Raw genomic sequence first — 25,631 nt, 5'->3', positions numbered from 1 at the left:
CTGGCTGGCCTTATTGACCCAGGGCGCGCGTGATGACTTCATGCGTGTCTTTGCTCAGGTCGGTGCGGGCGGCGACGCGGGCAATCGCCTGGTGCGCTTGGCTGCGGTACGGCTCGGCCAGCTTGCTCCAGCGGTCCAGCGCTCGTGCCAGCCGGGCGGCAACCTGGGGGTTGATGGCATCCAGCTCAATGACGCGTTCGCTCCAGAACTGGTAGCCCGCCGCATCCAGCCGGTGAAAAGCTGCCGGGTTGCCCTGACAAAAGGTGCTGATGACGCTGCGGGTGCGGTTGGGATTCTTCAGACTGAAATCGGTGTGCTTCATGAGTTGCCTGACCGCTGGCAGGATGTTCCCGCCACGGTCGGGCGCGCCGGTTTGCAGGCTGAACCATTTGTCGATGACGAGCGGCTCGTCCTTGAACATGGCATGAAACTGCGCCAGTGCCTGGGTAGCCAGCGGATGGCTGCTCGAAACCAGAGCCGCCAGGGCGTTGAAGCGGTCGGTCATGTTGCCGGCGTCCTTGAAACGCTGCAGCGTCTTGCCGGGCCAGACGGTGTCGCCGCTGGCTTGGGCTGCCAGGCACAGATGCGTCAGCGCGATGCCGGCCAGCGCGCGCCGTCCGCTCGATACCGGGTCAGGCGTGTAGGCGCCGGTGTCGTGATTCGCTTCGTACACCGCCTCCCAGTCGGCCTGGAGTGCGCTGGCGAGCTGCTGACGCATGGCTTCGCGCACGGCATGGATGTGCTGCGGATCGACCACGTCGAGTTGCTCGGCCAGATAGGTTTCGGACGGCAGCGTCAGCACCAGGTCCTTGAAGGCCGAATCGAGCGACGGATGGCGCAATACCTGGCGCATGGCGTCCAGATAAGCATCATTTAGCACGTTTGTGCATGCTGCATCTGCGCTGATAGCTATATTTTTAATAGCATTGACAGCCTGGTTGACGGCCAGTCGCTGGCCGGCTTCCCAGCGGTTGAAAGGGTCGCTGTCGTGTGCCAGCAGGTGCAGCAGTTGCGCGTCTGTATAGGCAAAATCCAGCACCACCGGCGCGGTGAAGCCGCGCAGGATGGACGGCACCGGTTCAGCGTCGATGTTGACGAAGGTGAACGTCTCGTGCTCCTGCGTCAGCACGACGGTGCGCGTTCCTGCTGCCGGAGCGGTTTCGCTGTCCAGTTGCAGCGGCAAATCCTGGCCGTCCACACCGAGCAGGCCCAGGCTGACCGGAATCACGAAGGGTTCCTTGGCTGGCTGGCCCGGCGTGGACGCGCAGCTTTGCGCCAGCGTGAGCGTGTAGCTGCGCGCGGCCGCGTCGTACACGCCCTGCGCTTGCAGGTGTGGCGTGCCGGCTTGGCTGTACCAGCGCTTGAACTGCGGCAACAGGCGCGACAGGTCGGACGCCGGATTGGCGTCGGCGATGGCCTGCGCAAAATCGTCGCAGGTCACGGCGTTGCCGTCGTGCCGCTCGAAGTACAGCGTCATGCCCTTGGCGAAGCCTTCGCGGCCCACCAGCGTCTGCATCATGCGGACAACCTCAGCGCCTTTTTCGTAGATGGTGACGGTGTAGAAGTTGCTGATCTCTATGTAGCTATCGGGCCGCACCGGGTGCGCCATCGGGCCGGCGTCTTCAGGGAACTGGGCGGTGCGTAGCACGCGAACGTCCTCAATGCGCTTGACGGCGCGGGCGGAAGGCGCGGCGCACAAATCCTGGCTGAATTCCTGGTCGCGGAACACCGTCAGGCCTTCCTTCAGGCTGAGCTGGAACCAGTCGCGGCAGGTGATGCGGTTGCCGGTCCAGTTGTGGAAGTACTCGTGGCCGACGACGCTTTCGATGTTCGAGAAATCAACGTCGGTGGCGGTGGCCTGGTTCGCCAGCACATACTTGGTGTTGAAGATGTTCAGGCCCTTGTTTTCCATCGCGCCCATGTTGAAGTCGCTGGTGGCGACAATCATGAAGCGCTCCAGGTCGAGCTTCAAGCCAAAGCGCGCTTCGTCCCAGGCGACTGAATGCATCAGCGAGACCATGGCGTGCTCGGTCTTGTCCAGGTCGCCGGGCCGCACATACACCTGAAGCAGGTGGTCCTGGCCGGCGCGCGTGGTGATGCGCTGCTCCCGCGCCACCAATTGGCCGGCCACTAAGGCAAACAGGTAGCTGGGCTTGCGGTGCGGATCGACCCATTTGGCGAAGTGCCGCGCGCCGTTGGGCCCGTCTTCCAGGGGGCCGTGCGCCACCAGGTTGCCGTTGGACAGCAGCACCGGGTATTTCGCCTTGTCGGCGCGCAGCGTGACGCTGTAGCTCGCCATCACGTCGGGGCGGTCCAGGAAGTAAGTGATGCGCCGAAAGCCCTCGGCTTCGCACTGCGTGAAGAACGAGTCGTTGCTGACGTACAGGCCCATCAGCTTGGTGTTCTTGGACGGGCAGGTGGTGGTAAAGATTTCCAGCTGGAACGCGTCGGGCAGGTCGCACAGCACCAGCTGGCCGCCTTCCATCTTGAACGACGTCCCTTGCCCGTTGACCAGCACCCGCGCCAGGTTGAGTTCCTCGCCGTCGAGCCGGAGCGGCTGCGCCGGCACCTCCGGGTTGCGGCGCAGCGTCATCTTGTTGAGCACGCGGGTTTTGACCGGGTCCAGGTCAAAGCACAGGTCGACCGTGTCGATCCAGTAGGCGGGTGCCAGATAGTCGGCGCGGTTGATGACCACGGCGGCGCCTGGTCCTGTTCCGTCAAGCATTTGCAGCATGGGGGTTTCCTCAAAAATCCAGAAATTAAAAACGGGCGGCAAGCGCCGCCATCAGACGCCCTGTTTCAGCGACGCTTCAATAAACGGATCCAGGTCGCCGTCCAGCACTTTTTGCGTGGCCGAGGTTTCGTAGTTGGTGCGCAAGTCCTTGATACGGCTGTTGTCCAGCACATAACTGCGAATCTGGTGTCCCCAGCCCACGTCGGTCTTGGTGTCTTCCAGCTTTTGCTGCGCTTCTTGCTGCTTGCGCAACTCGAAGTCGTACAGCCGCGAGCGCAGGCGTTTCCAGGCAACGTCGCGGTTGCCGTGCTGCGAGCGGCCTTCCTGGCACTGCACGACGATGCCGGTCGGAATGTGCGTCAGGCGAACCGCCGAGTCGGTCTTGTTGATGTGCTGGCCACCGGCGCCGCTGGCACGGTAGGTGTCGGTGCGCACGTCGGCCGGATTGATGTCGATTTCAATCGAGTCATCAATCTCGGGATAGACGAACACCGAGGCAAACGAGGTGTGGCGTCCGCCCGACGAGTCGAACGGCGACTTGCGCACCAGCCGGTGTACGCCGGTTTCGGTACGCAGCAGGCCAAAAGCGTATTCGCCTTCAATCTTGATGGTCGCGCCCTTGATGCCGGCGGTGTCGCCCGCAGACTCATCTTCAATCGTGGTCTTGAAACCCTTGCGCTCGGCGTACTTCAAATACTGGCGCAGCAGCATGCTGGCCCAGTCGCAGGCTTCGGTGCCGCCGGCGCCGGACTGGATGTCGAGGAAGCAATTGAGCGGATCGGCCGGGTTGTTGAACATCCGGCGAAACTCCATCTTCTCGACCTCTGTGGCCACCTTGGCGGCTTCGCCCTCAATGGCGCGCATGCCGGCTTCGTCGTTGTCGTCCTTCGACATGTCGAACAGCTCGGTGTTGTCTGCCAGCTCTTGTTCCAGCCGGTCCAGGATCAGCACCACGTCTTCAAGCGATTTTTTTTCGCGGCCGAGTTCCTGCGCACGCTTGGGGTTGTCCCAGACCTTCGGGTCTTCGAGCGCGGCGTTGACTTCGTTCAGTTTTCGGGATTTGGCAGGGTAGTCAAAGATACCCCCTGAGTTCAGTCACCCGATTGCTCAGGTCCTCGATCTGGTTGGAAATGAGGTTGATTTGTTCTGCGTCCATGAGAAATTCCTGTGTTTTATCTGAGATCAATCAGCTATTTTCTCATGCTCCCTGCGCGCATGCCGCCCAAGCGGCTCAACCTTTTTTCTTGAAGCCCGGCAGCTTGTTAAAGGCATTGACGGGCCGCTTATTCACAGGGCCCGTGGCTTTGGCTCAGGCCTTGGCCAGAATTGAAGATGGCGCTGATTCAGCAGCTATTTCAGCCGGCACGGCCAGCGGCAAACGCACGGTAAAGACCGCGCCTTTTCCCGCTTCGCTGACCAACTCGATGGTGCCGCCATGCGCTTCCACGAGCTGCTGGCTGATGTAAAGACCCAACCCAAACCCGGACGCATCGGCGCTGTCCTGGCCGCGCTCGAACTGCTGAAAAATACGCTTTTGGTCGGCGCCGGCAATGCCCGTGCCCTGGTCGCGCACTTCAATGCACGCTCTTTCGTTGGCCGAGCTGAGAGTGATCGTCACCGGCTTGCCTTCTCCGTAGCGGATGGCGTTGTTCAGCAGGTTGACGATGACTTGCTGGATGCGGAATTCATCCCAGCAGCCGGCAATTTCTTCATCAGCCTTGAGAGTGATCACGGTGCCTGTGGCAGCCGCCTGACTGCCCACCTGGGCTATGGCGTGCTTCACCACGCTGGAGAGTTCTGCCGGACGCGGACGAACCGTCAGCCGGTTGTGGCGAATACGCGAGACGTCCAGCATGTCGTCAATCAGCGTCACCATGCTTTGGATCTGGTGCTGGTCACTGACAAAAATCTCTGCCAGTCCCGATTTTTGGAACATGTCCGGGTTGTTTCGGTCGAGTTCCAGTTTGCGCAACTGGGTTTGCAGAAAAAGGGTGTTGAGGGGCGGCAGCAGTTCATGCGCCACTACTGACATGAAGTCGTCGCGCATGCGCACGGCCTTGTGCAGTTCGTGCTGGGCAAGCTGAAGTTGCTGCACCAGAACATCTTGCTTCTGCCGGCTTTTTTCCAGGGCCTTGACCTGCCGGCGGACTTCATTGCGCTGTTGGTGGAGGTCGACAAACACATTGACTTTTCCCTTGACGGCGTCAATGTCGAGTGGTTTGTACAAAAAGTCTACTGCGCCGGATTCATAGCCCTTGAAGGCGTAATTGGACTCCTTGCCCGCAGCGGTGACGAAGACGATGGGAACATGGCGCGTCTTTTCGGTGCCACGCATCAGCTCAGCGAGCTCAAAGCCGTTCATGCCCGGCATCTGGACATCAAGAATAGCCAGCGCGAACTCGTTTTCGAGCAGCAAGGCCAGCGCCTGCTCGCCACTGGTGGCCTGAAAAACATTTCGTCCGGGACCGCGAATGACGGCTTCTAGCGCCAGCAGGTTGCCAGGCAGATCGTCCACAATCAGGAGGTTAACGGTTGGGTTAGCGTTGGACATGGTGAAGTTTTTCTAACTGGGGGAGCAGGCTGCGGATGTCTTCCAGGTCAAGAATCAAATCCGGTGTGTGTTGGCGCAAAGCTGCTTCTGGCATGGTGGCTACTTGGGCTTGCGCCGGATTTTGCACTACGGTAAAGCCGCCGCACTCCTTGATTTTAGCCAGCCCGGCAGCGCCGTCAAAGTTGGCCCCTGTCAGCAAAATTCCTGCCAGGGCGGCCCCGTAAGCGTCTGCGGCTGATTCCAGCAACAAGTCGATGGAAGGGCGCGAAAAATGCACCGGGGCTTCGCAGCTCAATGAAAAAGAGCGGTCAGCCTCCACCGACAGGTGATAGCCGGGCGGCGCAAAATAAACGGTAGACGGCGCAATGCTTTCCTTGTCGGCCGCCTCGCGAACCGGTATGGACAGGCGCAGCCCAAAGATGTGCGCCAACAGGCTTGGCCGGCCTTCAGGCAGGTGCAGCACCACCACAATCGGCAGGCCAAAGGTGGGCGAAAGGCCTGGCAAGATGGTCATCAAAGCGTCCACGCCGCCAGCCGAGGCACCGATGACGACGGCTTCGATGGGACGCCTTGGTGCTCGGAAGCTGCTGTTCATTGCGGCAATACCGAGCGTTTGCGAAAGATGCGTTCTGCGCGTACCAGCGTCTCAAAATGGTCCGAATAAGCCGAAAAATCCAGGCTTTCCTTGCTGCCCAGCCCCAAAAAGCCACGGTAGCCGAGTGAATCGTGGAACAAGCCCAGCGCACGGTCTTGCAGCCGCTTGTTGAAATAGATCAACACGTTACGGCACAGCACCAGCTGGGTTTCGGAAAACACGCTGTCAGTGGCCAGGCTGTGGTCGGCAAACGTGATGTTCTCGCGCAGGGTTTTGTCGAAAATCGCCGATTCGTAGGCGGCTGTGTAGTAATCAGAAAATGCGCGCTGGCCGCCCGCTTGCTGGTAATTGGCGGTATGGCCCTTGATGCTGCCCAGGGCAAAGATGCCCTGGCGGGCTTTTTCCAGCGAGGCGGGGTTGATGTCGGTGGCGTAAATCAATGTGCGCTCAAGCAGACCTTCTTCGCGCAGCAAGATGGCCAGCGAATAAACCTCTTCGCCCGTACTGCAGCCCGCAATCCATATTTTCAGGGAGGCGTAGGTTTGCAGGTGCGGCACCACCTGCTGGCGCAGCGCCAGAAAAAACCCCGGATCGCGAAACATTTCGCTGACAGGAATCGTCAGGTATTGCAGCAACTGCAGGAACACCGCCGCATCGTGCAGCACGCGCGACTGAAGCGCCGAAATGGTCGGGCAGTTCAGCTGACCGAGCGCATAAAGTACACGGCGTTTTTGCGAGGCGCGCGAATAGTCGCGAAAGTCGTAGCTGTACTTGAGGTAGATCGCCTCCATCAGCAGGCGCAGTTCTATGTCCACGCTGCTGGCCGCAGCCGAATCGACGGCCGCTGGTGCGGATGGGTTGCGGTGTGGCATGACTCAAAGGCGCTCAAGCGCCGGCATCCAGACACGCAGCAGCGACATCAGTCGGTCCAGGTCGATGGGTTTGGGCAGGTAGTCGTTGGCGCCGGCGGCCAGGCATTGCTCCTGGTCGTCCTTCATGGCTTTGGCCGTGACCGCGATGATAGGCAGCTTTTGAAAACGCGGGTTTTGGCGGATGCGCCGCGTGGCTTCCAGGCCGTCCATGCCCGGCATCATGATGTCCATCAGCACCAGGTCAATGTCGGCCACCGCATCGAGCTTGTCCAGGGCCTCGAAGCCATTGCGGCCAATTTCTACCCGCAGACCTTTGTGCTCCAGTGCGCTGGTGAGGGCAAAGATATTGCGCACGTCGTCATCGACCAGCAAGACCTTGCGGCCTTCGAACACGCGGTCGCGGCTGCGGGCGGTTTTCAGCATGGTCTGGCGCTCGGCAGACAACTGCGCTTCGACCTTGTGCAGGAACAATGTCACCTCGTCGAGCAGTCGCTCGGGCGAACGCGCGCCCTTGATGATGATGGAGCGCGAATACTTCAGCAGCTCGGCTTCTTCGGCGCGGCTCAGGCTGCGCCCGGTGTAGACGATGACCGGCGGGAACGAGCAGATGTCGCCTGTGGACATGCGCTTGAGCAACTCGCTGCCTTGCATGTCGGGCAGCTTGAGGTCGACGATCATGCAGTCGAACACCGTGTCCGTCAGCAGTGCCAGTGCTTGCGCGCCGCTTTCCACTGCCGTGATTTCCACATCGCTGTCGCCAATCAGCTCGACCACGCTTTGGCGCTGGCGGGCATCGTCTTCGACCAGCAGCACGCGCTTGAGTTTCTGGGTCAGCTTGTCTTCGAGCTTTTTGAAGACATCGCGCAACTGATCGCGTGTGGCGGGCTTGATGGCATAGCCCACCGCGCCCATCTGCAGCGCCGCTTCCCGGCGGTCATGACCCGACACGACATGCGCCGGTATATGGCGGGTGAGCGGGCTTTCCTTGAGCTGCTGCAGCACCGACAGGCCTGAGGAGTCAGGCAGTCCCATGTCCAGCAGCACCGCGTCGGGAATGAACTGCATGGCCAGCGCCACGCCGTCCTCGGCACTGTGCGCCACCAGGCAGCTGTAGTTGAGCTCGTGCGCCAGGTCGTACAGGATGCGCGCAAAGGCAGTTTCGTCCTCGATCACCAGCACCGTGCGGCCCGGGCGAGGTGCATGGCGGTCATCGGCAAAAGCCGGCAGGCGGACGGACTTGGCCTGCGGGACGGCGGCGGGCAGGGCGGCGGTCACGGGCTGGACGGCTGGCGTCAGTGTCGGCGTCGGTGCTGGCGCGTTGGCTTCGGTGTCGCTGGCCGGCTCGGCCAGGGTGGCCGGCAGGTACAGGGTAAATATGCTGCCCTGATGGGGTGTGCTGTGCACGGATATCGAGCCGCCCAGCAGCGCGCCCAGATCGCGCGAGATCGACAGCCCCAGGCCGGTGCCGCCATAACGCCGGCTGGTGGTGCCGTCCGCCTGGCGAAACGCCTCGAAAATAATCGCCTGTTGCTCAGGTGCAATGCCGATGCCCGAGTCCTGCACGGCCAGCGCCACGCCGCCGTTGGGCTGGGCTGACACGCGCAGCCTGATGGCGCCGTGTTCGGTGAACTTGATGGCGTTGGACAACAGGTTTTTCAGGATTTGCTCGACCCGCTGGCGGTCGGTGACGATGGCTGCAGGCGCATCCGGGTCAATGGCCATCTCGAACACCAGGGCTTTTTGACGTGCAATCGGCTCGAACGTGTTTTTGATGGATTCCACCAAACTGGCCAGCGGCAGCGTTTCAGGCAGCAACTCCAGCTTGCCGGCTTCGACCTTGGAGATGTCCAGAATGTCATTGATCAGGTCGAGCAGGTCGTTGCCCGCCGAGTAAATCGACTCGGCAAAGCGCACCTGCTCTTCGCTCAGGTTGCCTTGCGGGTTTTCGGAAAGCAGGCGGGCCAGGATCAGTGAGCTGTTCAGCGGCGTGCGCAGCTCGTGCGACATGTTGGCCAGAAACTCAGACTTGTAGCGGCTGGCCCGTGTCAGTTCCTCGGCGCGCTTTTCGATTTCAGTTTGCGCATCGCGCAGCGCCATGTTTTTGTTGTCCAGCGACAGCGCTTGCTCGGCCAATTGCACATTGGTTTGCTCCAGCTCGGCTTGATGGTTTTCCAGCGTAGCCTGCGACTGCGAAAGCACGCGCGACTGCTCTTGCAACTCTTCGTTGGTGGTGCGCAGTTCTTCTTGCTGCACCTGCAGCTCTTCGTTGAGTTGCTGGGTTTCGGCCAGTGCGCCCTGCAGGCGCTGGCGGTTGACTGCGCCATGCAGGGCGGTGCCAATGTTGTTGGCCATGATGGCCGCCAGTTCCAGGTCGCGCTTGACCAGCGGCCGCAAAAAGGCCATCTCGACCACGCCCGTGACCTGTCCGTCGTGGTGCAGCGGCACCACCAGAACGTGGCGCGGCGAAGCCTGTCCCAGTCCTGAAGTGATCTTGAGGTAGTCCGGCGGCACATCGTCCAGCTGGATCACCCGATTTTGTGCAGCCGCATGGCCGACCAGGCCTTGGGCGTCATAAAACGTTCGCTCCACTTGCGCGCTGATGGGGGTAAAACCATGCGCCGCTACGCGCTTGAGGCTGCCGCTGTCTTCGCGCACATAAAAAGCGGCCACGGGCGCGTCCAGGTAACTGGTCAAAAAAACCAGCGCACTGTGCCCCAGCCGTTCCAGCCCCGGCTGGCCCAGCAATTGTTCGGCAAGCCGGGTCTGGCCGTTGCGCAACCAGGCTTGCTGCAAGAGTTCTTCGGCATGCTCGGCCTGGCGCTGCAACGCCTGGGCATGGCTGTCTGACAGGCTCATCAACTGACGCCGGCCCATGAAAGCCAGAATCCCGCTCACGACCAGCGTGAAAAGCAAATAAGCCGCCATGCTCCACAGCGTGGTGCTGCGCGCTTCGAGGTTGCGCTCCTGGCGCAGGCGCTGCTCGGTCAGGATGAACACACCCAGCTCCCGCCGGATTTCGTCGTTCAGGCCTTTGCCGCGACCGGCCACCACGGGCTGCACGTAATCCTGGTTGCGCCGTTTCAGGCCAATGACTTCCTGCGCAAATTCGTTCCATTGCTGGTTCAGGCCTTTGACCCGGCTCAGGCGGTTGACTTGGGCGGGATTGTCCGTGACCAGTTCGGACAGGGTGTCAATTTCACGGCCAAAACGCGCGCGCGCAATGTCATAGGGCTGCAAAAAGGTTTCGTCGCCCGAAATCAAAAAGCCGCGCATGCTGCTTTCCATGTCCGAATTGAGCTTGGACACTTCATTGACGTTGCCGATGACATGCTCCGAATGCTCCACCCAATTCAACACCGAAAGCAGGTACACCACCAACGAGATAAACAGCACCACACTCAGTGCGCCCATGGCCAAAGGCAGCACGATGTTGCGTGTCAGGATGGTGCGAAATCCTTGCTGGTCGATGGCAGTTTGCGCGGTCATGGGCATATGGGCGTCTGGCTCAAGAGGTAGGGGAATGACAAAAAAGTGCCAAGTTTGCCTCAAAAAAGCCCGGGTACACGCTACTCCTCAGTTCGGGCATGGAAGTTTTTCATGGCCCACGCCCGGCAGTCACCTTACTGCGCAAAAATACTTTTTTCGGTCGCCACTTTGTTCCAGCGCGTGTATTCAGCAACCAGACGCGCCTTCATTTTTTCCGGAGACTGGTACACGGCCAAAGCGCCGACTTTCTCGATACGGTCTTTCGTATCTTTTTCACTCAAAATACGCTTGAGCTCGGTGTCCAGCCGTGTGATCACCGCCGCTGGCGTGCCGTTTGGAACAATCAGGCCACTCCAGGAGCTGGATTTAAAGCCCTTAAAACCCTGTTCGGATATTGATTTCACTGCAGGCAAAAACGTTTTTGCGTCAGGAGAGCCGAGTGCTATTGCCTTCAACCGCCCCGACTGTATGTGCGGCATGGCAGCGATCAAGTCTGCATACATCACAGAGATCTGCCCACCCAGCAGGTCTGTGATCGCCGGCGCGCTTCCTTTGTAAGGGATGTGCTCCATTTTGAAACCGCCCAGATCCTTGAGCTGCTCCATGGAAAGATGGCCAATACTTCCGGTGCCCGGGCTGGAGTAATTAATGTCTTTGGTTTTGGCTACCGCAATGAGCTGCTGCAGATTCTCAACGCCAGGCAGCTTTTCGGGATTGATGACGATGACGTAGGGCAGGTCGTAGACCGTAGACACGCACGTAAAATCTTTGCGCGAATCGTACAAATTATTTTTGTAAATAATCGGTGCAATGAGCGCCGGCATGCCGAACATGGAAATGGTATATCCATCAGCAGGCGACTTGATCAAGGCGTCAGTGCCAATCGAACCCGAAGCGCCTGGTTTATTTTCGACAATGACTTGCTGGCCAAGTCGAGAAGATAATTTTTGCGCAATCAGGCGCGCGATCGTGTCAGTAGGGCCGCCCGCAGGAAAAGCCACCACCATACGCACCACTTTATCGGGCCATTGTGCCGCTTGTGCAGAAAAAGTCGCCATCGTCAATGCCGTAACAGCGCTGGCTGCAATTATTTTTCTGCGTGAAAAAATAACTTTGTTTGTCATGATTAATACCTTTCAATTAAATAACGTGGCGTGCGCCTCAGTTTATTAATGCGGGTTTCATTTGTCGAAAGAAATTTCCGGATGATTTCGACTGTGTGCCCATCCGGGAACGAATAGGTATGTCACGCGCAGCCGGCTCAATTTTGATCCAGAAAGTGGAAGGTAAGGGTACTGGCTCCCGTCAACCCATACCAGTCCGAAGGCAAACCACCGGTTGAACGCTGCGCTTAAGTGAAGCCGTGACTGGTTTTTAAAAACGACGTTTAAGAAAGCGTGGCTGGCGAGGTAAGCCGTGTTCGTTAGCACCCCGCTCCAGCACTTGTAGATTCAGCCCAGGAATTCTTCGATCAGCCGGGCCAGTTGTTCGGGCTGATCATGGTGCAGCATGTGGCCCGCATCTTGCACCACGGCCACTCGTACATCGGGCACCTGCTGGAGCCGCTCGTGGTATTCATCCAGCGAATACTTGCCTTTCCACCACAGCCCCATCGAGTCGCCAGACGCTTCGACGGCCAGTACGGGTGCGCTGATGCAGCGGTAGATTTCCTGCACTTCGTCGACCCGGTAGAGCTGCGAATTGATAATTTTGTGCGCCGGATTGCCCAGGATTTTCCACTCGCCGGATGCATCGGGCCGCGCCCAGTGGCCGGCCAGCCACTGCGCCTTGTCCGGTGTGAGCCGGGGGTTGGTTTTCATCAGGCGCTGGGCCACGCCGTCCACGCTGGCATAGCCCTTGAGCGCCAGTTCGCCGCGCGCTAAGCTTTTAATCCCGTCCATCCATTGCGCCATACGGCCAGGTGCCTGGCTGGGCCGGGTGGCGGGCAGGCCAAAGCCTTCCAGATTGACCAGTTTGCGGATGCGCGCCGGCCGCACGCCGGCATACATCATGGCGACATTGCCGCCCATGCTGTGGCCCACCAGGTCCACCGCTTGATTAGGTGCGAAATGGTCGAGCAAAAGGTCGAGGTCGGCCAGGTAATCGGCATGCCAATAGCTGTCGGCCTGGTAGCCCGATGGCGTCAGGCCGGTTTGCCCGAAGCCGCGCCAGTCGGGCGCCAGGATGGCGCGGCCGGCAACAAACGCTTCAGAAAAAGCGTCCACCATGAACTGGTAAGACGCGGCCACATCCATCCAGCCATGCACCAGCACCAAGGGCGGCAAGGTGGAGCCGGTCTGGCCGTTCCAGATTTGAACGTGGTAGTCGAGTCCGCGTATTGGGACAAACTCGCTGCGAAAGGGTCGGTTTTCTTTGTACATTGGATGCACATCATAAGGAGACACGCGTTGAAACACAGTCAAGACAGCGACAAGCCCGACAGCCAGCCGCCAAGCCACCAGCCGGATCCGCATGCGCAAATACAGCGCAAATTTCGTTGGCAAGTCGATGAATTTTTCAACATCGCAGAGGTTTGCTGCCGCCGTTGGGCAAGGCAGTCTGAAACAGACAATGCTCCTGAAAGAATAGCTGTCCGTGTCCACCAGGCATGCACAGAAGCCCTGTTTCATACTTATTCTGAGCTGCAGCAGGCCGCTGACGCCCTCAGCCATGTGCTGGCCGGTCTGGGCGTGCAGCGCGGCGACCGGGTGGCCATCGTCATGCCGCAGCGGTTTGAAACTGCCGTGGCGTTCATGGCCGTGTTCCAGATGGGCGCGGTCGCCATGCCGCTGTCGATGCTGTTCGGCCCGGAGGCGCTGGCGTTCCGGCTGCAGGACAGCGAAACGGTGGTGGCGATTTGCGACGAGAGTTCCATCGCCAGCGTCAATTCCGTCCGGGCCGCGTGTCCGGCCTTGCGCAGCGTGGTGGCGGCCGGGCAAGCCGCAGGGCAGGGCGATGTGGATTACGCCGCCGCCGTGGCCGCACATCAGCGCGCCTTTACCGCCGTCAAAACCCGCTCTGAAGAAGCCGCCGTGCTGATCTACACCAGCGGCACCACGGGCCAGCCCAAAGGCGCGCTGATTCCGCACCGCGCGCTGATCGGCAACCTGCCGGGCTTTGTCTGCAGCCAGAACTGGTTTGGCTTTGACGGCGTTGACGGCGCCAACAACCCAACGTCCGGAGCCGTTTTCTGGAGTCCGGCCGATTGGGCCTGGACTGGCGGGCTGATGGATGCGCTGCTGCCGACGTTGTATTTTGGCCGGCCAATTGTGGCCTTCAATGGCCGCTTCAGCCCTGAACTTGCTTTCAGCCTGATGCAGGCGCATGGCGTGACGCACAGCTTTTTGTTCCCGACGGCACTCAAGGCCATGATGAAGGCCTACCCGCGTCCGCGCGAGCAGTTCAGCCTGCAACTGCAAGGTTTGATGAGCGCCGGCGAGGCCGTGGGCGACGCGGTGTTTGACTACTGCCGCACGCAGCTCGGCGTGGTTGTCAACGAAATGTTTGGCCAGACTGAAATCAACTATGTGGTGGGCAACTGTGCGATGAACCTGGGCGCTGTCAATCCGGCAGTGCCAGCCCCGCCGGCCTTGCCAGGCAAATCTGGCGCGCAGGGCGTCGCCGTCTACCCGATCGCCAGCCTGGGCGAGCCCTGCGGCTGGCCCGCCAAACCCGGCAGCATGGGCAAGGCCTACCCCGGCCACCGGGTTGCGGTGCTGGACGACGAAGGCCATGAATGCGCCGTGGGCGTGCCTGGCGATGTGTCGGTCAACCGCTTTGACATTCACGGCGACCCGGACCCGATCTTTTTTCTGGGCTACTGGAACAACGACGCCGCCACCCGCGCCAAGTTCACGGGCGACTGGTGCCGCACCGGCGACCTGGCGCGGGTCGATGCCGACGGCTACCTTTGGTACGAAGGCCGGGCCGACGATGTGTTCAAGGCCGCCGGCTACCGCATCGGCCCCGGCGAAATCGAGAACTGCCTGGTCAAGCACCCGGCGGTTGCCAATGCCGCCGTCGTGCCCAAGCCCGACAAAGAGCGCGGCGCGGTGGTCAAGGCGTATGTGGTGCTCAGTCCTGAATTGATAGCTGCCCGCGCAGATGCAGCAAGCGCTGGAGCCGGATTTGATAAAAAACTGGTGGCAGAACTGCAGGCCCACGTCAAAAAGCTGCTCGCGCCGTATGAATACCCCAAGGAAATCGAATTCATCGACGCGCTGCCGATGACGACCACCGGCAAGGTGCAGCGCCGCGTGCTGCGACTGCAGGAAGAAGCGCGCTTCAAAAACGGCTGAATGCCCCGCCATCGGCCAGGCGCGGTGCGAACAAGCACAAAAAAAGCACCCGAAGGTGCTTTTTAATTCAAGTCGCCAAGGCTTGATTAACGGGCTGAAGGCTCAGCCACGTAGATTTCAACACGGCGGTTCTTCGAGCGGCCTTGCGCGCTGCTGTTGTCGGCCACCGGCTCGCGTGAACCCCGGCCATCGGTGGCAATGCGCTGGGCAGCGACACCCCGGCCTACCAGATAGTCGCGCGCTGCATTGGCACGGTCAACGGACAGCGGGTTGTTGATGGCGTCAGAGCCTGTGTTGTCGGTATGGCCGATGATGGCCACGGTGGTGATCGGGTTCTGGTTCAGGCTGGTCGCGAAATTCGTCAGCACGTGCGCAAAGTTGGACTTGATGGCCGACTGGCCCACGTCAAACGAAACGTCGCTCGGAATGTCGAGCTTCAGGCGGTTGTCCTGGGTCTGGCTGACTGCCACGCCGGTGCCGGCAGTGGCGCGTTCCATGGCGACCTTCTGGTCCTGCATCTTTTTAGACCAGATATAGCCACCGCCCGCACCCAGCGCACCGCCCAACACCGCGCCCTGTGCCGCTCCTTTAGAGCCGCCTGTCGCCGCACCGAGCAGGGCACCCAGGCCCGCGCCGATACCGGCACCTTGGGCTGAACCGCGCTGGGTTTCATTCATGTTGGCGCAGCCTGACAGGCCGGCAATCGCCAGTGAAGCAGCAGTAATGGTGGCGATGAATACTTTTTTCATGGGGAACTCCTCAAGGTGTTTGATCTGAAATTGAAGGCGCATCACAGCGCCTGTGACGGAATACTAAACAATTCATACGTGCGAAGTTGTAAGACAAAGGCGCGACTCCTCAGGTGGGCAGGCTTCGTTTGCAACCTTTAAACTCGTCGTTTTTATCGCGTGTCGGCAAGCGCTTTGCCCGGCTGTCATTTCTTATTGATCCACTGGAAATTTCATGAATAAAGTTCAACTCGGCGCCAGTGACCTGCACGTAACACCGGTTTGCCTGGGCACCATGACCTTTGGCGAACAGGTCGATGAAGCCACTTCCCACGCCATCCTGAACCGCTCGGTGGAGCGTGGTGTCAATTTTCTGGATACGGCTGAAATGTATGCCGTGCCGGCGCGCGCCGAAACCTTTGGCGCGACCGAGCAGATCATCGGCCACTGGTTTGCCAACCATCCCGGCATGCGGCAAAAGCTGGTGCTTGCCACCAAGGTCGCTGGCCCGTCGCGCGGCATGCCCTGGATTCGGGAAGGCACGGGCCTGACGGCGCAAGACATCCAGGCGTCCTGCGATGCCAGCCTGACACGCCTGCAGACCGATGTGATTGACCTCTACCAGATTCACTGGCCCGAGCGCAACACGCCGGTGTTTGGCGCGATGTACTACGAACCCGCCAAAGAGCGCACTACCACGTCCATTCATGAGCAGCTTGACGCACTGGGCCGGCTGGTCAAGCAGGGAAAAGTGCGCTACATCGGCCTGTCCAACGAAACACCGTACGGCGTGCATGAGTTTGTTCGTCTTGCCGAGCAGCACGGCCTGCCGCGCGTGGCGACGGTGCAAAACCCGTACTGCCTGGTCAACCGCACCGTAGAAAACGGCCTGGACGAAACCATGCACCGCCTGGGCGTGTCACTGCTGGCCTATTCGCCGCTGGGTTTTGGCCTGCTGACCGGCAAGTACGACGCCAGCGGCCTTGAAGGCCCGGATGCGCCGAAAGAAGGGCGCATCGCCCGTTACGAGTCAGTCCGCAAGCAGCGCTGGGGCCGTCCCGATGCGCTGGCTGCCGCACGGCGCTACAACCAGCTGGCGCAGGGCAACGGCTTGACGCCTACGCAGCTGGCGCTGGCGTTTTGCTACACCAAGTGGCAAGTCGCCAGCACCATCATCGGCGTGACTTCGGTGGCGCAGCTGGACGAAGACCTGGACGCCTGGGGCACGACGCTGAGCGCTGAAATGCTGGCAGACATTGACCAGATTCGCTGGGAAGCGCGCGACACGGCGCTGTAAAAGCCGCATCTTTTCGGACTTTTTCTGGTAATAACCATGGCTAAAAAAGACCATGCGTCCGAGACGCCGGCCACGCAATTACTCAAGGCGCACCAGGTCGCCTTTACCGAGCACCTCTACGATTACGTTGAGCATGGCGGTGCCCAGCACAGCGCGCAGGTGCTGGGGTTTGACCCGTTCACCGTCGTCAAGACGCTGGTGATGCAAGACCAGGACGCTAAACCGCTGCTGGTGCTGATGCACGGCAACCGCAAGGTCTCGACCAAAAGCCTGGCGCGCCAGATGGGTGCCAAGTCGGTTGAACCCTGCAAGCCCGAAGTCGCCAACCGGCACAGTGGTTACCTGGTTGGGGGTACTTCGCCTTTTGGCACGCGCAAAGCCATGCCGGTGTACATCGAAGAAAGCATCCTGGGGCTGCCCGAGATTGCCATCAACGGCGGGCGGCGCGGCTACCTGGTGCGCCTCGACCCGCAGGCGTGTGTTGCGCTGCTGGGGGCAAAACCGGTGCAGTGCGCGCTGGCTGAATAACCACTACAAGGAAACCTGACTTTGAACTACGCCTACTTTTTGGGTGCGACGCTGCTGGCTTATCTGCTGGGCTCGCTGTCATTTGCCGTCATCGTCAGCCGCCTGTCCGGCTTGAATGACCCGCGCAGCTACGGCAGCAAAAACCCCGGTGCCACCAACGTGCTGCGTTCGGGCAACAAGGGTGCGGCCATTGCGACGCTGCTGCTGGACGGCCTGAAAGGCTGGTTGCCGGTGGTGCTGGTCAAGTGGTTCGGGGCTGACTATGGCCTGGGTGACGGCGCGGTGGCGGCGGTGGCGCTGGCTGCATTTATTGGCCATTTGTACCCGGTGTTTTTCCAGTTCAAGGGCGGCAAGGGCGTGGCCACGGCGGCTGGCGTGGTGCTGGGCATCCACTGGGTGCTGGGCGTGGCGACGCTGGCAACGTTTGCCATCGTGGTGTTTTTCTCGCGCTATGTGTCGCTGGCCTCCATCGCCGCCGCCGTGTTTGCGCCCTTTTTCTATTTGCTGGGCGACCGCGCCGTCTGGAATGTCGACACCACTATCGTGCTGGCGTTGGTGGCGATTGGCGCACTGTTGGTGTATCGCCACCGCGAGAACATCAGCAAGCTGCTCAAGGGAACCGAATCCAGACTCGGCGCTTCAAAACCCCCGGTCAAGAAAGCCCGGCAACACCCCGGCAAAAAAACAGGTCAGTAACGCTTGTCCAGCGTCATCTGCTGGTTGTCGCGTTTCATCTGAAAGCGCGTCAAAAAACTGTTGCCCAGCAGTATGTGGGGCATGGGCTGGGGGGTGACCACGGCCTCAACGTCAAACACCTCGACATCGCCAACGCGCACCGAATTGAGCCGGATACGGTAAGCCTGAATCGCGCCATTGGCCGTGGACATCAGCACCGGCTGGCCGGTTTTGTAGGCAACGCCTGCGCGTTCGGCGTCCGCCACGCTCATGGCAACGACCGTCGCGCCGGTATCGACCATGAATTGCACGGCGCGCCCATTGATTTGTCCGGCGGTCATGAAATGGCCGCCGCTGCTCTCGGTCAAAACGATGCGCGTGCCGCGTCCGCTGGCCGCCGCATTGCCGCCGATGCTGACCGGGGCTTGCCCGACCCGCAGCGTCAGGCGCTTGCCGGACTGCTCAATGACCGCCTGGTCGCCTGAAGTGGAAATCACCTTGACGCCCTGGTGCGATTCGCCTGCAGCGACGGTTTTGGGCGCTGTGCCATTGACGATGAGCAGCACCTTGCTACCCAGCATGCCGGCCAGTGCAACATTTTCAGTCTGTGCGACAGCCGGAAGACACGTCAGCATCGTCAGCATCAAGGCGGCGAAAAAGCGCACGGAGTTCAATGCAAGCAGGGGCCACGGAACCGGCTTCGCCGGATCGCAGGCGCAGTGGCCCCCTCGGGGGCAGTGCAGTACGCGAAGCGACAAGCGTCGGGGCGCATTCAATCTCTGAAGTTGTCAAAACTCAGCGGCAAATCCTTGATCTCGGCGCGAATCAAGGCCATGGCGGCTTGCAGGTCGTCGCGCTTGGCACCCGTCACGCGCACCTTGCCCTCCTGAATCGCCGCCTGCACTTTCATCTTGTTGCCCTTGATGAGCTGCTGGATTTTCTTGGCCTCTTCGGTTTCGATGCCGTCGCGCACCTTGGTGACTTGCTTGACCTTGTCGCCGCCGATTTTTTCGACCTTGCCGATATCCAGAAAACGCACGTCAACGCCGGACTTGGTCAGCTTGTTGCGCAAGATGTCGTGAATCTGCTCGATCTGGAAATCGCCATCGCCAATCAGGATGATTTCCTTGTCTTTTTCCTTCAGCTCGACCGAAGCGGCCGTGCCCTTGAAGTCAAAGCGCGTGCCGATTTCCTTGGCGGTGTTTTCTACCGCGTTTTTGACCTTGACCAGGTCGGTTTCAAGAACAGTGTCGAATGAAGGCATGGTGTGGGTTTCCTGAAAAAAAAGGGGTGCCGCATGGGTGAGACAATCCCGGAATGTTAGTCGAGAAAAACGCTCCCCTCCAGTCTTGCAACACCTTTGGCATCGTTGCCAAGGCGCTCCATCTTGTGCGCCTCAAGAGCGAAGCCGATATTTACGCCGTCCTGCAAGACCCGGCCTGGCAAGCTGCGCCCAAATTCGTGCTCGGCGGCGGCAGCAACATCGTGCTGACTGGCGATGTCAAACCGCTGGTGCTCAAGGTCGAGATCATGGGCAAGCGCCTGGCCGGTGAAACGCCCAAGGCCTGGATTATTGAAGCCGGTGCCGGCGAAAACTGGCACGACCTGGTCACTTGGACGCTGCAAAACGGCTACCCCGGCCTGGAAAACCTGGCGCTGATTCCGGGCACCGTCGGGGCTTCGCCGGTGCAGAACATCGGCGCTTATGGCGTCGAGCTGCAAGACCGCTTCGACTCGCTCGACGCGGTGGATTTGACGACCGGCCAAGCCTTCACCCTGAACGCCGCGCAATGCGCGTTCGGCTACCGCGATTCGGTCTTCAAGCACGCCAGCCAGCCCGGCGAAGCGTCGGGCGCGCAAGCGCTGGGCCTGAAAGACCGGGCAATCATCACCCGCGTGCGTTTTGCGCTGCCCAAAGCCTGGAAACCCGTGCTGGGTTACGCAGATATTGATAAAAAGCAGCGCCAGTGCAATGTGGACGTGCCCACCGCGCTACAAATTTATGAGTGGGTGTGCGAGGTTCGCCGCGCCAAGTTGCCCGACTGGAAAGTCATCGGCAACGCCGGCAGCTTCTTCAAGAACCCGACCGTCTCGCCCGAGCAATGCGAAGACATCATCCAGCGCGACCCGAAAATCGTGCACTACCAGCTGGCCGACGGCTCGGTCAAGCTCGCCGCCGGCTGGCTGATTGACGCTTGCGGCTGGAAAGGCAAGTCGATTGGCAACGCCGGCGTTTATGACAAGCAGGCGCTGGTGCTGGTCAACCGGGGCGGCAGCGCCAACCCGGTCACCGGCGGCGAAGTCATGACGCTGGCCAAAGCCATCCAGACCAGCGTGTACGAGCGCTTTGGCTTGCGGCTGGAGCCCGAGCCCGTCGTGGTCTAGCCATGCCGCGCTTTGGCAAGGTGTACACCGGGCCTGAGATGCCGCTTTGGCGGCGGCTGGTGCTGCGGCATTCGGCCTCGTTTGCTGCCCGCGTGGCCTTTGCCTGGGTGGCGCTTTGGGTAGTCGGCATCGTCGTCGGCTGGCGTCCGCCGGTTGGCGTGATGAGCGCCGTGTTCACGCTTTTTGCCGCCATGCTGGTGCTGGGAATCTGGGCTTCGCGCGAGCGCGAACGCATGGTGCGCACGGTGCCGCTGCCGCATTTTTTAAAGCGCAAGCTGCTCACCACGTATCCGCACTTGAGCGCCAAGGACGCCGAACTGGTCGAGCGCGGCTTGCGCCAGTTTTTTCTGGCCTGCCAGCGCAGCCGCAAACAGTTTGTGGCCATGCCCTCAAAGGTGGTGGACAGCATGTGGCATGAATTTATCCTGCACACCAGCGCTTACCGCGAATGGTGCGAATTGGTGGTGGGCCGCTTTATTGACCATGTGCCGGCTGAAGTGCTCGGCAAAAATGCGAAGGCCAATGACGGCTTGCGCCGCGCCTGGTACTGGGCTTGCCGCGAAGAAGCCATCCTGCCGCGCCAACCGAGCCGGCTGCCACTGTTGTTTGCGCTGGACGCCAAGCTGGCCATAGAAAACGGCTTTGCCTACCAGCCCGATTGCCGGGGTCTGGCGCTTGGCAGCAACCCGGGCGGGGTGTACTGCGGAGAGAGCTTTTCAGACGGCAGCTACAGCGGCGACGCGGACGGTTTTGGCGGCTCGGAAGGTTCTGACTCCAGCGGCGGAGATGACAGCAGCTCCGGCAGTGACGGCGGAAGCTGCGGGGGTGGTGGCTGCAGCGGCGGGGGCGATTAAGCGGTGTTTTTCATCATCGCTATGAAAAACAGAGCTGCTTGCGCACGTACAGCATGCGCTACAGCCCTGTTTTACTGAAAATTCCTGATTTTCATGCCACTTTCACCCCATAGTGAGCGGTGTGGCTTGCCAAGCCATGCGAGGCCGAGGCTTCGCATGGCCCGTGACACACCCTAAAGCCTGGCGGGCAGGCTCAAGGGCAAGCGGGATAGTTCGCCTGGTAACCAGCGCGTACTGCGGGCGCGGTGTAGTCCTCTGTGCTGGGGGTGTTTTTAGTGAACTTGCAGCCATAGCTGGCTGCGCCGACGGTGGCGGCGGTTGTTACGTCATCGCCTGCGGGTTTCGGACCGCCGGCCTCCCACTTGACCATGTCGTCAAAAGCCGTGGTGGCCTCGGCGGCAGTGAAAGCGCAGTGCCCGACATCCCGCACCGCCCGCTGCACCAGCCATTTGTCGGTGCCTTTGGCCTTGGCGCGGTCGAAATACACCTGCTCCATCTTGAACGGCACGAACAGGTCGCCCAGCGTGTGCAGCGTCACGACCGGCACGTTGAAGTCGCCACTGGTCAGCGGAATCCAGCGCAGGCCATCGCGACGCAGGCGGTTGGCGTCTAGCGTCGGCTGGATCTTGAAAGCGCTGGCGTTGAAGGCGGTGTCAGCCGCCGTGATGCTGGTGCTGGACGCATCGACCTTGTAGAACAGCTGGGTCGTGTCCAGAACGTTTTGCGTCAGGATGCCGTTGATGGTGCCGTCGCCGCCCAGCGAAGACCAGATATTGTTCTGGTTCGATGGATTGGCCCAACCTTCGGCGTAGAAGGGGCGTGCGCCGCCGCTCAGGTTCATCACGACATTCTTGAGCTTGTCGCCCTGCGCGTTGGACTGGGTTGGGTAGCTGCTCCACAGTGCCGACTGGATGGTAGGCACCAGTGCCGCAAAATCAGTGACCGGGAACTTGGTGATTGGCACACCGGCAAGCTGCTGCGCCGCCACCTGGTAGCCAGCAAAGTAATTGAACAGTTCGGTGTCGCCGACCACGCCGCACATCGGAACAGCACCTGCGTATTTCACTTTGTTGACGGCAGTCATCTGCGCTTCTGCCTCGATGGCTGCAGCGGTGATCTGGCCGCCCATCGAGACGCCGGTAATGAAGATCTTGGACGGCGCTGGCAGCGTGCGTCCCTTGGCGGCCGCAATGGCGCTGAAATTGAGCGCCAGCGCATTGGTGTCTTCAACGCCGGCGCGCACGTCGTAGTAGTTTTTGGAATAACTCGACGCTGCCCACGCATAGCCGTTGTCCAGCAGATAGCGCCGCATGATGGGGGTATCGACTGTCAGGCTGGCGCCGGTGCCCCGGTAGCCATGCGCCCACATCACCAGTTTGCCGTTCCAGCCGGTCTTGGGGACTTCAATGCGGTAGGCCGCGCCGCCCAGCGTGCCAGTCCAGCGGTCGGTGGCCACCGCGCTGTTGGGCAAGGCGGCAAACGTGGCCTCGGCGAGTGGCGTGTACACACGTGCGTCCTGCACGCGGCTGGGTTCCGGCACGACGGGCTGGGGGCCATCGTCGCCACCGCCGCAGGCAGCCAGTGAGGCCAAGGCAAGAGTAGCCAGGGCAGGGCGAAAAATCCTGAAATGACGTGGGTTCATTAATGTCTCCGGTTTGTAGGGCTGCAGTCGCAGCTGTTGAAGTCCGACAGCAGCTTATGCCTGCGCCCAAAGCCATTCATGTCGCTCAGGAGACATAAATGGGACCGGATATACCCTGATAAGCCCTCGGGAGAATTGGCGCTTTTGGGAAGCCGGATTCAGTACCCTAAGGGTTGGTTCAATTCGTCGGCTTTGACCGACGGTGCCCTCAGACGCTTCTGACCTCGCTCAGTAAATCAGGGTGACGATCCAAAAGCTTGAACAGCTTGACCAATGCAAGCGGAGGTTTGGTCTTGCCGTTTTCGTAGCGCGAAAACGCATTGATGCCGCCGCCGAAGATTTCAGCGGCCTCGCGCTGGCCGAGATGAAGCTTTTTGCGCACGCTGACGATGAAAGCCGGGTCGACGATGGCCGCATTCACCTGCTTGTTGAAGGCCTGCATCTCGCGCATGACGCGCTCGGTTTCAGGCATATCGGTGATGGACTCATCGCACGCAGGGCAAAAATCGGCAGTCACCGCAGGAATCGTGGTCGTTTCGCCCTTGTAGGTGTAGGGCAGGTCGCGGGTGTCGTGAATCAGTTCGGCCGCGCCGCAAACAGGACATTTCATGGTCATAACTCCTTGAAGGAAACAATCAGCACGTCATCAATGACCGTCAGCTTTAGGTACACGTCGCCCGCTGGTGTGCTTGGGCGGTAAACGTCCTGCCATACCGTGTGATCGGCATGGGTGGTCATGCTCTTGTAAAAGTCTGCTGGCGTGAGTGCTATCAACACAACCAGCATGTCGGAGAGTTCCAACTCCATCGCAGTAGCGCCCAGCCTGGCTGAGCGGGTTAGGTATCACTGTTCGTGACGCATACATGCACCTTAACGATGCCCGCAGCCTGCCACGCACCCGACCTAAACTCTGGACGTGATCGGAGGTTGCCCATAACGTTGGAGTTCTCCGAGAATCTCGACGCATTCCAAGGACGGTGATCAATCCGACCATTGCCGTAATGAATGACAATTTCCGCTTTTCGGGAAGTCAGCAACCTCCGTTTGAATTCGACCGACGACGATGGATCTAAAACGATTGGCAGCATGCTTAACGTGCTTTCCAGTGCGGTCAGGGGTTTCGCACTTGTGACCATAGGTTTGTTGGACACAGCAGGCTGGTGTCCAGAGTCGTACTTCGAGTGGCACCGGCGACACAAAATTAGGATGGCTTTCTCGACCGGATCATGTTCCCTTCGGAAGTCCGTCTCGAATTTCTCAAGGTCAACTATGACGACATGCGCCGACGAATTTGCCGCCATCAAGATGTCGATGATCTGGTTGCGATCTCTACCTCGAATGTGAGCTGCCTCCAGATCATCCGCGACCCCGCAGTGTTCACAAGCAGCGACAGTAGCTTTGTGTTTCTTGGTGATCATCTGCACAAGGTTGCGCAGGCGAGGGCCAATGTAGCGCTTGAACTCTGTGTTGGTTCCAGTGAAATATGACACTGCTTTTTCCTCGTCTGTGATCCCTGATGCCACATCTTCCGAAAAAGCGTGGGAGATGTGGCTCCCGGACGTATGAATATTTACTGCAAATTCAATAGCACACTGCGCCCGTCCCACAAGCGCCCATGCCAAACCCCCCCCTTATTCGCTCTTGCTACCTGTCAAATTCAGCAAATCCCCGCCCGTGCCCAGTGACAGCACACCGCTCTTGGCATAAATGCCCAGCTTGGCGCGGGTGTCGGTGATGTCCAGGTTGCGCATCGTCAGCTGGCCGATGCGGTCTAGTGGTGTGAACGCGCCTTCGACTTTTTCCATGCTCAGCCGCTCGGGCTGGTAGGTCAGGTTGCTTGACTCGGTGTTCAGGATGGAATAGTCGTTGCCACGGCGCAGCTCGATGGTCACTTCGCCGGTGATGACGCTGGCCACCCAGCGCTGGGCGGTTTCGCGCAGCATGATGGCTTGCGAGTCAAACCAGCGGCCCTGGTACAGCAGTCGGCCCAGGCGGCGGCCGCTGTCGCGGTATTGCTCGATGGTGTCCTCGTTGTGGATGCCGGTGACCAGCCGTTCGTAGGCGATGAACAGCAGCGCCAGGCCGGGGGCTTCGTAGATGCCACGGCTTTTCGCTTCGATGATGCGGTTTTCGATCTGGTCGCTCATGCCCAGGCCGTGACGGCCGCCGATGCGGTTGGCTTCCAGGATCAGCTCGACCAAGTCGGTGTATTCGACGCCGTTCAGTGCGACGGGGCGGCCTTCTTCAAAGCGTACGGTGACTTCTTCGCGCTTGACTTCGACTTCGTCTTTCCAGAACGCCACGCCCATGATGGGGTTGACGATCTTCATGCCGCTGGAGAGGAATTCGAGGTCTTTGGCTTCGTGCGTCGCGCCCAGCATGTTGGAGTCGGTCGAATAGGCTTTTTCGGAGGACATCTTGTAGCCAAAACCGGCTTGCGTCATGAATTCGGACATTTCAGCACGGCCGCCCAGCTCGTCGATGAACAACTGGTCCAGCCACGGCTTGTAGATTTTCAGTGACGGGTTGGTCAGCAGGCCGTAGCGGTAAAAGCGCTCAATGTCGTTGCCCTTGTAGGTCGAGCCGTCGCCCCAGATGTTGACGTCGTCTTCTTTCATGGCGGCCACCAGCATCGTGCCGGTCACGGCGCGGCCCAGTGGCGTGGTGTTGAAGTAGGTGACGCCGGCGGTGGTGATGTGAAAGGCACCGGCTTGCAGCGCGGCCAGGCCTTCGGCGGCGAGTTGCTGGCGGCAATCGATCAGCCGGGCTTTTTCAGCGCCGTACTGCATCGCCTTGCGCGGGATTTCTTCGTAATCGGGCTCGTCGGGCTGGCCGAGGTTGGCGGTGTAGGCATAGGGAATCGCGCCCTTGAGCTTCATCCAGTGCAGTGCGGCGCTGGTGTCAAGTCCGCCGGAAAAAGCAATGCCGACTTTTTGGCCGGCGGGAAGGTTTTGAAGAATGGTGGCCATGAATAGAGGTGTTTCTG

22 protein-coding genes are annotated in these 25,631 nt (G+C 60.3%); 6 read left to right on the top strand and 16 right to left on the bottom strand.

The annotated features are described in order from the left end of the window. Positions 1–10: 10 nt before the first annotated feature. The 8 genes from pepN to RCH06_RS12530 all read right to left on the bottom strand — a co-directional run bounded on the left by pepN (position 11) and on the right by RCH06_RS12530 (position 12,619). A complete protein-coding gene (gene pepN / locus RCH06_RS12565) occupies positions 11–2,734 on the bottom strand; it encodes an aminopeptidase N (RefSeq protein WP_327081805.1) in 2,724 nt (907 codons plus the stop codon). A 51-nt stretch (positions 2,735–2,785) separates the two neighbouring features. Beyond that, a protein-coding gene (gene prfB / locus RCH06_RS12560) for a peptide chain release factor 2 (protein WP_327081804.1) occupies positions 2,786–3,890 on the bottom strand; the annotation gives its coding sequence in 2 pieces (ribosomal slippage) (positions 2,786–3,808 and positions 3,810–3,890; 1,104 coding nt in all). 153 nt (positions 3,891–4,043) lie between these two features. After that, positions 4,044–5,285: a hybrid sensor histidine kinase/response regulator gene (locus tag RCH06_RS12555; RefSeq protein WP_327081803.1), complete on the bottom strand. Its 1,242-nt coding sequence runs from the start codon at positions 5,283–5,285 to the stop codon at positions 4,044–4,046. After that, on the bottom strand, positions 5,272–5,880 hold the full coding sequence (locus RCH06_RS12550) for a chemotaxis protein CheB (RefSeq protein WP_327081802.1): 609 nt from the start codon (positions 5,878–5,880) through the stop codon (positions 5,272–5,274). The genes RCH06_RS12555 and RCH06_RS12550 overlap by 14 nt, the downstream gene beginning before the upstream one ends. Continuing rightward, a complete protein-coding gene (locus tag RCH06_RS12545) occupies positions 5,877–6,752 on the bottom strand; it encodes a CheR family methyltransferase (protein ID WP_327081801.1) in 876 nt (291 codons plus the stop codon). Before RCH06_RS12545 ends, RCH06_RS12550 begins: the two co-directional genes overlap by 4 nt. A gap of 3 nt (positions 6,753–6,755) precedes the next feature. Then, entirely contained in the window at positions 6,756–10,238 is a 3,483-nt protein-coding gene (locus RCH06_RS12540; protein WP_327081800.1) for a response regulator, read from the bottom strand. Between the two features lie 134 nt (positions 10,239–10,372). Then, positions 10,373–11,362 carry a Bug family tripartite tricarboxylate transporter substrate binding protein gene (locus RCH06_RS12535; protein WP_327081799.1) on the bottom strand — a complete coding sequence of 330 codons (990 nt, stop codon included), beginning with the start codon at positions 11,360–11,362 and terminating at the stop codon, positions 10,373–10,375. 327 nt (positions 11,363–11,689) lie between these two features. Further along, a complete protein-coding gene (locus RCH06_RS12530; RefSeq protein WP_327081798.1) occupies positions 11,690–12,619 on the bottom strand; it encodes an alpha/beta fold hydrolase in 930 nt (309 codons plus the stop codon). Positions 12,620–12,622: 3 nt separating this feature from the next. Here RCH06_RS12530 and RCH06_RS12525 point away from each other — a divergent pair, with 3 nt between their 5' ends. Next, on the top strand, positions 12,623–14,536 hold the full coding sequence (locus RCH06_RS12525) for an acyl-CoA synthetase (protein WP_327081797.1): 1,914 nt from the start codon (positions 12,623–12,625) through the stop codon (positions 14,534–14,536). 86 nt (positions 14,537–14,622) lie between these two features. Here RCH06_RS12525 and RCH06_RS12520 read toward each other — a convergent pair whose 3' ends face one another. Then, entirely contained in the window at positions 14,623–15,285 is a 663-nt protein-coding gene (locus RCH06_RS12520) for an OmpA family protein (protein ID WP_327081796.1), read from the bottom strand. Between the two features lie 214 nt (positions 15,286–15,499). Here RCH06_RS12520 and RCH06_RS12515 point away from each other — a divergent pair, with 214 nt between their 5' ends. From RCH06_RS12515 to plsY, 3 genes are read left to right on the top strand one after another with little or no spacing between them, the layout of a single operon-like run. Further along, positions 15,500–16,561, top strand: a complete 1,062-nt coding sequence (locus RCH06_RS12515; RefSeq protein ID WP_327081795.1) for an aldo/keto reductase — start codon at positions 15,500–15,502, stop codon at positions 16,559–16,561. Between the two features lie 36 nt (positions 16,562–16,597). Next, positions 16,598–17,089 carry an aminoacyl-tRNA deacylase gene (locus RCH06_RS12510; RefSeq protein ID WP_327081794.1) on the top strand — a complete coding sequence of 164 codons (492 nt, stop codon included), beginning with the start codon at positions 16,598–16,600 and terminating at the stop codon, positions 17,087–17,089. A gap of 21 nt (positions 17,090–17,110) precedes the next feature. After that, a complete protein-coding gene (gene plsY / locus RCH06_RS12505) occupies positions 17,111–17,785 on the top strand; it encodes a glycerol-3-phosphate 1-O-acyltransferase PlsY (protein ID WP_327081793.1) in 675 nt (224 codons plus the stop codon). Here plsY and RCH06_RS12500 read toward each other — a convergent pair. Both RCH06_RS12500 and RCH06_RS12495 read right to left on the bottom strand, forming a co-directional pair. Continuing rightward, positions 17,779–18,429, bottom strand: coding sequence for a retropepsin-like aspartic protease family protein (locus RCH06_RS12500; RefSeq protein WP_327081792.1), 651 nt, complete (start codon positions 18,427–18,429; stop codon positions 17,779–17,781). The genes plsY and RCH06_RS12500 overlap by 7 nt on opposite strands. A 107-nt stretch (positions 18,430–18,536) precedes the next feature. Further along, positions 18,537–19,028: a YajQ family cyclic di-GMP-binding protein gene (locus RCH06_RS12495; RefSeq protein ID WP_196868940.1), complete on the bottom strand. Its 492-nt coding sequence runs from the start codon at positions 19,026–19,028 to the stop codon at positions 18,537–18,539. 53 nt (positions 19,029–19,081) lie between these two features. Between RCH06_RS12495 and murB the strand changes: the two genes are divergently transcribed. Next, the gene (murB, locus tag RCH06_RS12490; RefSeq protein ID WP_327081791.1) at positions 19,082–20,149 is read left to right on the top strand and encodes a UDP-N-acetylmuramate dehydrogenase; all 1,068 of its coding nucleotides are present in this window, start codon (positions 19,082–19,084) and stop codon (positions 20,147–20,149) included. Positions 20,150–20,151: 2 nt separating this feature from the next. Further along, the gene (locus tag RCH06_RS12485; RefSeq protein ID WP_327081790.1) at positions 20,152–21,003 is read left to right on the top strand and encodes a glycine-rich domain-containing protein; all 852 of its coding nucleotides are present in this window, start codon (positions 20,152–20,154) and stop codon (positions 21,001–21,003) included. Between the two features lie 193 nt (positions 21,004–21,196). Here RCH06_RS12485 and RCH06_RS12480 read toward each other — a convergent pair whose 3' ends face one another. The 5 genes from RCH06_RS12480 to argG all read right to left on the bottom strand — a co-directional run bounded on the left by RCH06_RS12480 (position 21,197) and on the right by argG (position 25,614). Continuing rightward, a complete protein-coding gene (locus RCH06_RS12480; protein WP_327081789.1) occupies positions 21,197–22,645 on the bottom strand; it encodes an alpha/beta hydrolase in 1,449 nt (482 codons plus the stop codon). Positions 22,646–22,853: 208 nt separating this feature from the next. Continuing rightward, the gene (locus RCH06_RS12475; protein ID WP_327081788.1) at positions 22,854–23,255 is read right to left on the bottom strand and encodes a type II toxin-antitoxin system MqsA family antitoxin; all 402 of its coding nucleotides are present in this window, start codon (positions 23,253–23,255) and stop codon (positions 22,854–22,856) included. Positions 23,256–23,257: 2 nt separating this feature from the next. Beyond that, positions 23,258–23,467, bottom strand: a complete 210-nt coding sequence (locus RCH06_RS12470) for a type II toxin-antitoxin system MqsR family toxin (RefSeq protein WP_327081850.1) — start codon at positions 23,465–23,467, stop codon at positions 23,258–23,260. 14 nt (positions 23,468–23,481) lie between these two features. Beyond that, positions 23,482–24,267 carry a hypothetical protein gene (locus RCH06_RS12465; RefSeq protein ID WP_327081787.1) on the bottom strand — a complete coding sequence of 262 codons (786 nt, stop codon included), beginning with the start codon at positions 24,265–24,267 and terminating at the stop codon, positions 23,482–23,484. Positions 24,268–24,276: 9 nt separating this feature from the next. Beyond that, positions 24,277–25,614 carry an argininosuccinate synthase gene (argG, locus tag RCH06_RS12460; RefSeq protein WP_327081786.1) on the bottom strand — a complete coding sequence of 446 codons (1,338 nt, stop codon included), beginning with the start codon at positions 25,612–25,614 and terminating at the stop codon, positions 24,277–24,279. Positions 25,615–25,631 lie beyond the last annotated feature (17 nt).

Source organism: Polaromonas sp. CG_9.5 (assembly GCF_035984465.1).
Lineage (GTDB): Bacteria > Pseudomonadota > Gammaproteobacteria > Burkholderiales > Burkholderiaceae_C > Polaromonas.
Note: the sequence above shows the minus strand (reverse complement) of the source record. Positions and strands in the feature narration are given on the sequence as shown.